The 12,247-nt window shown below is 42.5% G+C and carries 7 protein-coding genes; 5 read left to right on the top strand and 2 right to left on the bottom strand.

What is annotated here, in order from left to right; all coding sequences use genetic code 11:
* Window positions 1-199: 199 nt before the first annotated feature.
* The 5 genes from dnaK (at window position 200) to DXB77_RS09215 (ending at window position 6,982) form a co-directional block, all read left to right on the top strand.
* Window positions 200-1,954, top strand: coding sequence for a molecular chaperone DnaK (dnaK, locus tag DXB77_RS09235; protein WP_117807895.1), 1,755 nt, complete (start codon window positions 200-202; stop codon window positions 1,952-1,954).
* A gap of 105 nt (window positions 1,955-2,059) precedes the next feature.
* Entirely contained in the window at window positions 2,060-2,455 is a 396-nt protein-coding gene (locus tag DXB77_RS09230; RefSeq protein ID WP_118663087.1) for a hypothetical protein, read from the top strand.
* A gap of 14 nt (window positions 2,456-2,469) precedes the next feature.
* Window positions 2,470-3,381, top strand: coding sequence for a DUF5685 family protein (locus DXB77_RS09225; protein WP_118663086.1), 912 nt, complete (start codon window positions 2,470-2,472; stop codon window positions 3,379-3,381).
* The gene (locus tag DXB77_RS09220; protein WP_021944315.1) at window positions 3,382-4,182 is read left to right on the top strand and encodes a DnaJ domain-containing protein; all 801 of its coding nucleotides are present in this window, start codon (window positions 3,382-3,384) and stop codon (window positions 4,180-4,182) included.
* 355 nt (window positions 4,183-4,537) lie between these two features.
* Window positions 4,538-6,982 (top strand): glycogen/starch/alpha-glucan phosphorylase, encoded by a 2,445-nt coding sequence (locus DXB77_RS09215; protein WP_118663085.1) that lies wholly within the window; start codon window positions 4,538-4,540, stop codon window positions 6,980-6,982.
* 126 nt (window positions 6,983-7,108) lie between these two features.
* On the opposite strand, the gene DXB77_RS09210 is transcribed toward DXB77_RS09215, so the two are convergent.
* Both DXB77_RS09210 and DXB77_RS09205 read right to left on the bottom strand, forming a co-directional pair.
* Window positions 7,109-9,472, bottom strand: coding sequence for a right-handed parallel beta-helix repeat-containing protein (locus DXB77_RS09210; protein WP_118663084.1), 2,364 nt, complete (start codon window positions 9,470-9,472; stop codon window positions 7,109-7,111).
* Window positions 9,473-9,552: 80 nt separating this feature from the next.
* Complete coding sequence (locus DXB77_RS09205; RefSeq protein WP_118663083.1) at window positions 9,553-12,225, bottom strand: right-handed parallel beta-helix repeat-containing protein; 2,673 nt, start codon at window positions 12,223-12,225, stop codon at window positions 9,553-9,555.
* Window positions 12,226-12,247 lie beyond the last annotated feature (22 nt).

The raw sequence follows: 12,247 nt of genomic DNA, 5'->3' as shown, positions 1-12,247 counted from the left end.
CGGTATATGAAGACACATTCCATAGCAATGCTCATTATAGCATGTTTTCGTATTTGTCAGCAGCCAAAGTTTTATGAAACACTTTATACTTGCTTTATAAACTATACACAATTTATTCAAAAAACTTGTCTATCATACATTCTAGAAAAAGTGTAAGAAAAAATAATTTAAATAATTGATGCAGAATAGGAGATCATACATGAGCAGGGTAATAGGAATAGATTTAGGAACGACAAATAGCTGCGTGGCCGTTCTGGAAGGCGAACAGGCGACAATCATACCGAATGCCGAAGGCAACCGTACCACACCATCGATAGTAGCCATTACGAAAAATGGCGACAGACTGGTGGGGGATGCTGCAAAGAGACAGCTTACGGTAAATGTAGACAGAACCATTGCATCGATCAAGAGAGAAATGGGAACAGCATATAGAAAAAGAATAGATGGAAAAGATTATTCACCACAGGAGATATCGGCGATCATTCTGTCAAAGTTAAGAGCGGATGCAGAAAACTATCTAGGTGAGCCGGTTCATGATGCGGTCATCACGGTTCCGGCGTATTTTGATGACAGTCAGAGACAGGCGACGAAGGATGCCGGAAAGATCGCAGGGTTAAATGTACTTCGAATCATCAACGAGCCGACATCAGCGGCACTTGCCTATGGTCTGGATAACGGACAGGCACAGAAGATTCTGGTATATGACCTTGGTGGCGGAACCTTTGATGTATCCGTGATTGAGATCGGAGATCATGTGATCGAGGTTCTTGCAACTGCAGGCGACAATCATCTTGGTGGTGATGATTTTGACGAGCGTCTGGTGCAGTATGTGATAAAGTCATTTAAGAAAGAAACAAGGATCAATCTGGAGAAAGATATAACAGCGGTACAGCGTATCCGGGAAGCATGCGAAGAGGCAAAGAAGGAATTATCCAGTACGCTGCAGACTCATATCAATCTTCCGTTTATCACGGTCGTAAAGAACGAGCCGAAGCATCTCGATATGCTCATAACCAGAGAGTTGTTCAATGAGCTGACAGATGATCTTGTAAAACGGACAGACGGTCCGGTCAATCAGGCACTTCGGGATGCAGGTATATCAGCCGGAAGTTTAGATAAGGTATTATTGGTTGGTGGGTCAACCAGAATCCCTGCCGTTATGGACGAGGTTAAGAGGATAACCGGAAAAGAGCTTTCGAAGAATCTCAACCCGGATGAGTGCGTTGCGATGGGAGCTGCGATTCAAGGAGGAAAGCTCAGTGGTGGTCTGACCGTTACGAATAAGGTAAATGATATTTTGCTGATGGATGTAACACCATTGTCTCTGTCAATCGAGACTTTAGGTGGTATTGCAAATGTACTGATTCCAAGAAACTCACCAATTCCGACCAGGGTATCCAAGATCTTTACGACGGCCGGAAATTTCCAGCGTGATGTAGAGGTAAAGGTGTATCAGGGCGAACGCAAATATACCAGAGATAATAAGCTGCTTGGTAACTTCCGCCTGAGTGGAATCAAGCGAGCACTTGCAGGAGTTCCGCAGATCGAGGTTACATTTGATCTTGATGTAAATGGTATCCTAAAGGTATCTGCAAAGGATCTTGGCAGAGGCGTGGAACAGCAGATCGTTATCACATCCAGTACGAATCTTTCAGAGGAAGAGATTCGCCGGGCAAGAGAAGATGCCATGCGGTATGAGGAAGAAACTCAGGGCAACAAGGAAAATATGGATATCTGGAATGAAGCTGAAGCATATGTATATAAAGTAGAAAATCAGCTAGAGGTACAAAGTCAGAAACTGGATAAGGCTCAGATCAAGAAGATTCGGAGAGATCTGGAATATCTGAAGAAGCTCGTATGCCGGACGGATGCTGACCGGATCACGGATATAGAAGCAGGCAATATAAAGGATGCTTACAGACAGTTGCAGGAATCTGCAATGATCCTTGGATAGGCAGAATATTACGAACATCGGATTGGAAATATATAGATAGAATAAATGACCTGAAGGTACTGAAATGGCAGCAGATCTGCAGGGCAAAGAAAGAATGGTGCTGATATGAGAGATAAGATTTATAACTTTATGCGAACAAGATATGGAAATGACCAGTTTTCGTCATTTCTGACTTGGACAGGAGTGCTCCTGATCATCATAGATGTCTGGGCGAAGACAGGAGTTTTGTATTTCCTTGGACTCGCTTTCTTTATCTATGGGTATGTGCGTATTTTTTCCAAGAAATATGACAAGCGTGCGGCAGAAAACAAGTGGTTTCTAAGCCATACAGCAAGTGTTCGCAATCTATTTAAACGGATGAAGAAAAGCAAAGAAGCCGGAAAAGATTATAGGATCTTTACCTGCCCACGTTGCGAGCAAATGATCCGGATTCCACGAGGCAAGGGCAGGATCGAGATAAGATGTCCGAAATGTGGGAATACTTTTATTAAGAAAAGCTGATTGGAGACAGGCGCGTGTTTGGATATATAGTAGTAAACCAGCAGGAAATGAAATTTAAAGAATTTGACGAATACCACAGGTATTACTGCGGGTTGTGCAGGGCATTAAAAGAAGATCAGGGCGCAAAAGGCCAGTTGTCATTAAGCTACGATATGACATTTCTGGTGCTGCTGCTTACCGGATTGTATGAGCCGTCAGAGGAGCGGGGTACAAAAAGGTGTGTGGTCCATCCGATGACAAAGCATGAATATGCTAGAAATCTGTACTCCGATTATGCAGCGGATATGAATCGTATTCTTACATATTATAAATGCATGGATGACTGGACAGATGATAAGAAGCTGTTTCGTAAGCTGTATGCGGAGCTTTTAATACCGAAGAAAGAGCTGGAAAAGAAAGACAGCCGGTTATATGATTACAGACAAAAGATTGATACTATTGCAGATCGGCTTGCAAAGATTAGTGAGCTTGAGAAAGAAAACAGTGAAGATCTGGATCGTCTATCAGGATATTTTGGTGAAGTGCTGGCAGAGATATTTGCCGTAAGAGCTGATGCATGGGAAGAAAATCTGAGAAAGATCGGTTATTATCTTGGAAGATTTGTATATATTCTGGACGCTTACGATGATATCGAAAAAGACAGGAAAAGACACAGCTTTAATCCACTGATACACAAGTTGACATGCAGTGAAGAAACGAAGACAGAGGACATTCCGGTGGAGGAATGGCAGATGCTTGCAGACTGGGTAAAAGAAGTCCTGATGATGCAGGCGGCAGAATGTGCCAGAGAATTTGAGAAGCTTCCGATCATAAAAAATGTGGAAATTCTCAGAAATATCGTGTATTCTGGCATATGGAATAATTATTATAAAGCAACTGCCGAAAGATGCGGTAGCAGAGCAGATAACAGGCAGAATGGAGAATAAATGAAAGATCCTTATGAAGTACTGGGATTGCCGCATGGTGCCAGTAATGATGAAGTAAAAAGTGCATACAGACGATTGAGCAGAAAATATCACCCGGATGCGAATATCAACAATCCAAATAAAGCTGAGGCAGAGGAGAAGTTCAAAGAGATCCAGCAGGCATACAAGGCGATCATGGATGGTGATACCGGTTATGGAAATTCATACGGAGCAGGTGGATATGGCAGCCCATATGGAAATGGTTCATATGGTTCAGGCAGTTACCGAAACAGCAACAGCGGTGGAAGAACGACTTATGATGAGTCAGATCCGTTTGGCGGATTCTATGGCGGCTTTGGACCGTTTGGTGGGTTCGGCGGTTATACCGGCGGAAGACGGGAGGAATATGATCCAAACGATCAGGATTCCAGATATTTTCAGGCAGCCAGAAACTATCTGCGGTCAGGCAGTTATGAGGAAGCAAGAACAGTATTGAACCAGATTCAGGATCACAATGCAAAATGGCATTATTATTCCGGTGTGTGCAATGCCGGACTTGGTAATCAGATCCGGGCGCTTGAGATGCTTCAGAGAGCGATACAGTTAGAGCCGGATAATATGGAATACAAGCAGGCGTACGAACAGATCAAGAGTGGATCGAAATGGTATATGGATCAGGGACAGGGCTACGGCATGGATATGTCAGGTCGGGATATGACAAAATGCTGTAATACATTCTGCACTACCCTGCTTTGTCTCTCCTGCTGTGGTGGGAATATGTGCTGTTTCCCTTGTGGCGGCTATTATTCAGGCGGTTATTAGAAGGAAAATCCCTTATGAAACTGTTCAGATATTGGTATGCCCCATAGGGCAAGAGCGTATAAATAACTATAAAAACAGAAAATAATTGAAAAATCATTGTAAAATTGCAAGATTAATTAGACTTTGGTCTAAAAAATATGTATTTTTCTACAAAAAATTAAGACATGTATTGAGAAATACATGTTTTTTTGTTAAAATAATATAGGTTTCTTCCAAAAATTCTCATGGTAAAATCGGTTATTATGATGAATCAGGACGAAAGAGATATAAAGGATCCGGATGATACCGGCATCTGATTATAGAAAAATCGTCAGGGATGCATTCTGGCGTGCAATTTTCAAGGAGGATACGATAAATGAAAAAGTTGATTGATTTCGACAAAGAGGGCTTCAAAAAAGAGGTTATTACAAATGTGAAAACATTGTACAGAAGACCAATCGAAGAGGCAACTCCACAGCAGGTATTCCAGGCTGTCAGCTACGCTGTTAAGGATGACATAATAGACAGATGGATAGCAACACATAAGGAATATGAGAAGAAGAACGTTAAGACAGTTTACTATCTGTCCATGGAGTTCCTGATGGGTAGAGCCCTGGGAAACAATCTGATCAATCTGACATACTATGATGCAGTAAAAGAAGCATTGGATGAACTTGGATTTGATCTGAATCTGATTGAGGATCAGGAGCCGGATGCAGCACTTGGTAACGGTGGTTTGGGACGTCTTGCAGCATGTTTCCTGGATTCTCTTGCAACACTTGGTTATCCGGCATACGGATGTGGTATCCGTTATCGTTATGGTATGTTCAAGCAGGCGATCAAGGATGGTTATCAGATCGAGCTGCCGGATGACTGGTTAAAGGATGGCAACCCATTTGAAATCAAGCGCCCGGAGTATGCTGTAGAAGTTAAATTTGGCGGTTATGTAAGAGTTGAGAACAGAGATGGAAGAAATTACTTTATTCAGGATGGTTATCAGACTGTTCGTGCCGTACCATATGATGTTCCGGTTGTCGGTTATGGCAACAATGTTGTAAATACACTTCGTATCTGGGATGCAGAAGCAGATCAGGAATTCTGTCTTGATTCATTTGATAAGGGTGAATATGAAAAGGCTGTTGAACAGCAGAACCTTGCTAAGACGATCGTTGAAGTTCTTTATCCAAATGATAATCACTATGCAGGCAAGGAATTAAGACTGAGACAGCAGTACTTCTTCATTTCAGCGTCTGTTCAGAGAGCAATCCTGAAATTCAAGGAGAAGAACAGCGATATTCATAATCTTCCGGATAAAGTTACATTCCAGATGAATGATACACATCCAACAGTTGCAGTAGCAGAGTTGATGAGAATCCTTATGGATGAAGAAGGTCTTGAGTGGGATGACGCATGGGATATCACAACCAGAACATGTGCATACACCAACCATACGATCATGGCTGAGGCTCTTGAGAAATGGCCGATCGAATTATTCTCAAGATTACTTCCTCGTATCTACCAGATCGTAGAAGAGATCAACAGAAGATTCGTACTGAAGATCCAGTCTATGTATCCGGGCAACCAGGATAAGGTTAAGAACATGGCTATCCTCTATGATGGTCAGGTTAAGATGGCACATCTTGCTATCGCAGGTTCTTACTCTGTAAATGGTGTTGCGGCACTTCATACAAAGATTCTGGAAGAGAGAGAGCTGAAGGATTTCTATGAGATGAGACCTGAGCAGTTTAACAATAAGACAAATGGTATTACACAGAGACGTTTCCTTCTTCATGGTAATCCGCTTCTTGCAAGCTGGATCACAGATAAGATCGGTGATGAATGGATCGTTAAGCTTTCAAATCTGAAGAAGTTAAAAGTATATGCTACTGATGAGAAGTATCAGCAGGAATTTATGAATATCAAGTACCAGAACAAGATCCGTCTTGCAAATTATATCAAGGAGCATAATGGCGTGGATGTAGATCCTCGTTCTATCTTTGATGTACAGGTTAAGAGACTTCATGAGTACAAGAGACAGCTTCTTAATATTTTACATGTTATGTATCAGTACAACGAGCTGAAGACAAATCCATCATATGATATGTATCCAACAACATATATCTTTGGTGCAAAGGCTTCCGCCGGTTATAAGAGAGCAAAGCTTATCATCAAGCTGATCAACTCCGTTGCAGATGTTATCAACAACGATGCATCTATCAAGGGTAAGATCAAGGTTGTATTCATTGAGAACTACAGAGTATCCAATGCAGAGCTGATCTTCGCAGCAGCAGATGTCAGCGAGCAGATTTCAACAGCTTCCAGGGAAGCATCCGGTACCGGTAACATGAAATTTATGTTAAACGGTGCAGTTACACTTGGAACCATGGATGGTGCAAATGTAGAGATCGTTGAAGAAGTTGGTGAAGAAAATGCAGTTATCTTCGGTTTAAGAGCTGAAGAAGTTATGAAGTATGAGCGTGAAGGTGGATACAATCCAAAGGATATCTACAACAATGATGCAGCAGTAAGAACTGTTCTTACACAGCTTATCAATGGTATGTATTCTTCTGATGATCCGGATCGTTTCAGAGATCTGTATGATTCACTTATCAACGAAGATGTATACTTCATCCTTAAGGATTTTGCTTCTTATGTAGAAGCTCACAGAAAGATTGATACTCTTTACAGAGATGAGAAGAACTGGGCTAAGATGGTTATGCTGAATACAGCATGCGCCGGTAAGTTCTCATCTGACAGAACAATCGAAGAGTATGCAAAAGAGATTTGGAACCTCAAAAAGGTTAAAGTCACATTAGACTAGAACTGTAAAATATAACATATATAAATAATGAGACATATATACATTTATGCCGCAGAACGCTCGCGCTCTGCGGCATAAATGTATTATAGGGGGCTTTCAATAAGTGATATCTCCATTTCGGAGGGGTTATTTTTTTAGCTTCACTTTTTTAGTGGCAGTGTATATCTTGCGGCGGGAGGCTTTGGAAATTTTATTTGAGTAGATGTTGCCTTTGCACTTCTGGTCTGCATATACACCGAAGGTCACTTTGGATATTTTATTGCCGGTCACTTTGATATTTGCCTGGAGAGCTGAGATACCAGGACCTTTTTTATTGCCGGTAATCGTGTTGTTTTTAACTGTCACTTTATATTGTGTGGAAGCCGGTTGTACATAGATGGCTGCCTTGGAGCTTCCGGATATTGTATTTTTATCGATGGTCAGCACATTTTTGGTACTGCATATATTAATACCGCTTGTTGCTGCCTTCTTGATCGTATTTCCCGAAACTGTTTTCTTTATAGTCGATGCGTTGAAGACCTGAAGACCGTATTTTCCGGCTGATAGGATCTGGTTGTTTGTAACTCCTCCGGTTACGGTTGACTTTGTGGAGATGCAGATCGCAGTATCGTTGCTGTTTTCCATAGCGTTGCCAATAATGGAACCGCGAACCTTGGAACCGTTATAAAGGAAGATTGCTCTTCCACAGGAATATTTTGCAGTTCCTGCCTGGATCTTGTTTCCGGTTATGGTTTTAGAGGCTGACTTCTGAGACAGCTTGATCGCAGGAGCATTTTTGCCGATGGCTGTGATCGTGTTGTTTTTGATCTTTCCGGCTTCACAGTTATTGTACAGGCTGATACCTGTATCTGTACAGCCGCCGGTGATGGTATTGGATAGAATATCTGCCACCGTAGAGTTTGTACTGAGACTGATGCCGCCGCTTGCACATTTCTTTATTTTATTCTTGGATAATAAACCGGTACAACCGCTGTTCTGATAGATGTGGATACCATAACCGCCGCAGTTGGAAATTGTGTTGCTGATAATATCCTTAGCCGTTGATGAGAAATGAATGGCAATACCGTGTCCGGTCATTCCGGAGACCTTGTTGTTTGACAGGACAAGTCCTTTTGCATAGCTTTGAATAAAGATGCCGTCTCGTTCATTTTTCAGAGGATCCTTTGCGCTGAATCCCTTTCCGGTAACGGTATTGTTTGTAAAGGTACAGTTCCAGGCATCAGTGATGTGGATGCCGGTAACGGCTGTTGTGATATTGTTATTGGATACGGTTACACCGGTAATGTAATAATTTCCGGTAGGGAAATATTTACCGTCCGCACCTTTCATTTTTTTCAACTGGTTGTGGCCAAATACCTTAATAGCTGCAGGATTCTCACAGGATGGAGAATACTTTAAGGTGATCGTGTTATCGCTGATGACAGAGTTCAGATTGTAGATGATCTTTCCTTTGTATGGTTGTTTACTGTCCAGAATGGTAGAAATAACAGAGCCTTCGTAGGATTTAAAATTCTGGAACAGGATACCGCCGCCGCAGTTTGTGATCGTATTGTTTTTGATCTCACAGTTGCGGTAGTTAAGTCCGATAATACATTCTTCCATAACATTATTGAAGGTATTGTTATTGATCTTGATATTCTCATGGTAAGCACCCAGAAGAAGTGTATGGCTGCCAATGCCACGGATGACATTCTGAAATTTACATCCGGTGATCTCAACGTTTTTCATTGTTGTGCCATCCTGAACGACACCCGGAAATGCGGCTTCTTTACATGGAGTATCAAGCTGAAGGGCTTCCTGGTTGACGTGGGCGTTAGTCACACCGGTTTCCCGTCCGTTATTTTTGAAAGTACAGTTTTTTACATAGAAGCCATTGATCGCACAGACCTCCATCTGATGCACACAACCGCCGCCCGACAGGGTGATACCGGACAGATTTACATTTGTTGCATGAAAGAGACGGATCATACTGGAAGTATTCTCGCTGTTTCCGATCAGCGTTCCGCCATTGATCGTTATATTTTTAAATCCATCATATCCGGTGCAGAGATCACTTTTGTTGTAGTTTGTCTGGTCTTTGTAGGAGCCGGGAGTACCAGATATGATCATGTTGAATTTACCATTGTCTGCACAGGTCAGTGTAACACCTTTCAGATTTAATGTGGTGTTGCTGAAAATACGGGCTGTCGATGACAGGGTATAAGAACCGGAAGGAACGGTTACAGTAATGATACTGTCCGTCTGATCTGCCATATCTCTGGCCGCTTTTAAAGCTGTGTTTAATTCTGTTGTAATGTCAGTTCCGTTTTTGACAGTCAGTGTGATCACACTGTCAGTGATAAGCATGTCGTCATTCGATGCGGCGGCAAAGACCGGCGCTGTTGTAAAACCGGAAGCCGGCATTGCAGCATTTGAGCGAAATGCAGTTCCGAAGATAAGACCGGATGCAAGGACTGCTCCCGCCATACATGAGATAAGATGTTTTTTCATAAAACTTCCCCTTTCAAAAATATCAGATGTTCTGGTTAACTGTTAAAAAACAGATGCCACTAAGTATCTGCCTGACAGGATCAGGCGGTAAAGTTTCCGCTTGTATAGGAACCATAGATGCTGAGATTTCCAAAGGAACGATAGGCACGAACACGATAGTAGATTGTTTTGCCCTTTGGAAGATCCTGTAAAGCATAGGATGTCTGTTCCTTGCCAAGCTGTTTTGTCGATTTGCCGGAAAAATGATCGGTTGTACTGTATTGTACTTCATAGCCACTGATTCCTTTGACCTTCTTCCATGATAAGGTTGCCTGATTGCGTGCTGTATTCATAGAACAGGTGAGATCCGTTACCGTACCGCATATTTTCTGGTCAGTGTCATTAATCGACAGATCTTTATTTGCTATATCGTTATATATATTATTGCTGATCGCACCGGATACGGATGAGGAAGCAGCAATACCATATTTGAAATCAGTAATATCGTTGTCAGAAATAGCTACATTACATTTGGATAGTTGCATACCATTTAATGATGCAGATCCACATAAGGTATTTTTGACAACTGTCAGCAGGTAATTGCTGTGTGCAGCAATGTTGATCGGGGCATTGCCTTTTGCGGAAATATAGTTATACGAGATAGTTGTATCGTTATTGATGCTCTGGACATTGATGCCGTAATTGCTGCACTCACTGATTGTATTATTGTTGATGCCGCCACAGACCGTTGCTTCTTTTTCCAGAAGGATACCGTTGGTTCCACTTCCATTGATAGAGTTTCCTTCAATGTTCTGACCGATGCTGCTGGCTCCATTTACTGCGATCGCACTTTTACCAATGGAAGAGAGTACATTTTCACTGACCAGCTCTGCAACCTTGGAATGATTGGCAATAGATACGGCATACAGGGCTGCATCCGAGATCGTGTTGTTTTTTACGGAACCAGCAATTTTGGAGGCCTTATCAACCAGAATTCCCATTCCGGAGGAGACGTCCGTTTTTGATGCATAGATCCGGTTGGATGAAATCTCTTTTGCAAAAGAGCGTCCGGTAATCTCAATTGCATTTGCAACGGTTGCTTTTGTTTTATCACCCATGTCACGTACCCGGTTTGTCGAGATCAGCCCGGTACGGCTGTTGCTGTATACTTTGATCGCCGGATTGCCACTGACAGCACCAAAGGCATTTCCTGTTATGTTCGTGACACGGCTGTTGTTCCCAACCAGAATACCGCCGGCTTTGCAGTTTTTTACAATGTTGTTTGCAATATCATAGATACATGCACTGGAGTCTGTCAGAAAGATTCCGGTTCCGGTACAGTTTTTAAAGGTGTTATTTTCAATCGCAGAGGCGGTACTGTTGTCCGTAATATACAGACCATAACGCGGCATGTTCTTAATCTCATTTCCGGTTACGGAGATATTCTTACTGGACTGATCAATACGGATGCCATCTCTGGAAGTTCGTAATTTGTCATCCGGCGAGAAATTATATCCATTGATTGTATTACCGGATACCTCGCAATCTCTTGCATCGGATAAGGTGATACCGTCTCCCGGTGTGATGATCGTATTGTTTCGTATAATAACGGAGCTGATATAGAAATCTTCATCCGGCAGAGGAAATCCATCTCCTCCTGTGATGTTGCTGTTCAGCTTTCTTCCATAAACGAAGATTCCGGCAGTTTTTAATGTTGTCGGATGGTAGGTCAGCTTCATGGTGTTGCCGCTGACTTCTGTTACTGCATTGTTGATAACAGCGTTGTCGATCTTCTTTGCGCCATTTAAAACCGTTGTGTTCATGGATACTTCGTATTCCTTGGCATTCTGAACCAGAATACCGCCGCCGCAGTTGGTGATCGTGTTGTTCTTTACTTCACAGTTTACATAGTTTAAGCAGACAACACATTCTTCCAGCACATTGATAAATGTGTTATCGTTGATCTTGATATTCTCGTGATATGCACCGCAGAGCATGGTGTGTGTTCCGACACCACGGGCAATATTCTGGAATGTGTTGTGTGTGATCTCCACATTCTTCATAGGGGTTCCGTCCGGATAAGTGCCGGGATATACCAGTTCACTGTATGGCATATCGAGCTGTATGGCTTCTTCTTTTTCAAAGTTTTTGGTATCGTCAGCACGTTTGCCGTGGTTTTTAAATGTGCAGTTTCTGACATAAAAGCCGTCGATCGCAGCAACCTCTAGCTGATGTACGCATCCGCCGCCCGTGAAAGTAAGACCGTCAAGGGTAATATTAGTAGCATGAAAGATACGAACGATACAACTCAGATTGGCTTCGGTGCTTTCCCAGATTCCGCCCAGAACCGTGATATTCTTATAGGCATCATAGCCGGAGCAGGCTTCACTGTTGTTGTAATCGTCATAGTCTTTGTAATTTTCTGTTGATGATGGACCGGTGATCAGCATATTGAACCGATGGGAACCGGCAAATGTAAAGTGAACATCCGTGACATCCAGCGTTGTATTGCTGTAAATATGCAGCGCAGCGGAAAGAAGATAACTACCTTTTTGAACCCTGACTGTAACAATCTGCCCGGAGCTTTCGGCAAGATCTCTGGCATTGATCAGCGCTTCGTTCAGCTTTTGGGATATGTCGCTGCCGTCTTCCGCAGTAACCTGTATAACAGTGTCTTCGGAACTGGTTTCTTCCGCAGATACAGAAAAAGAAAATCCGTAGAGGAGCAATGGAAGAATCAGCAGATGCAAAATAATATATGTAAGTTTCTTCATTATATATACGCCTTCTTTGTTT

This window comes from Clostridium sp. OM05-9, assembly GCF_003481465.1.
GTDB classification, from domain to species: domain Bacteria; phylum Bacillota; class Clostridia; order Lachnospirales; family Lachnospiraceae; genus Coprococcus; species Coprococcus ammoniilyticus.
The sequence above is the reverse complement of the archived record's forward strand: the minus strand, read 5'-3'. Positions and strand labels throughout refer to the sequence as shown.

Coding starts and splice junctions, on each gene's coding strand:
- dnaK (WP_117807895.1), top strand. CDS start 200: ATGAGCAGGGTAATAGGAATAGATTTAGGAACGACAAATAGCTGCGTG.
- DXB77_RS09230 (WP_118663087.1), top strand. CDS start 2,060: ATGAGAGATAAGATTTATAACTTTATGCGAACAAGATATGGAAATGAC.
- DXB77_RS09220 (WP_021944315.1), top strand. CDS start 3,382: ATGAAAGATCCTTATGAAGTACTGGGATTGCCGCATGGTGCCAGTAAT.
- DXB77_RS09215 (WP_118663085.1), top strand. CDS start 4,538: ATGAAAAAGTTGATTGATTTCGACAAAGAGGGCTTCAAAAAAGAGGTT.
- DXB77_RS09210 (WP_118663084.1), bottom strand. CDS start 9,472: ATGAAAAAACATCTTATCTCATGTATGGCGGGAGCAGTCCTTGCATCC.
- DXB77_RS09205 (WP_118663083.1), bottom strand. CDS start 12,225: ATGAAGAAACTTACATATATTATTTTGCATCTGCTGATTCTTCCATTG.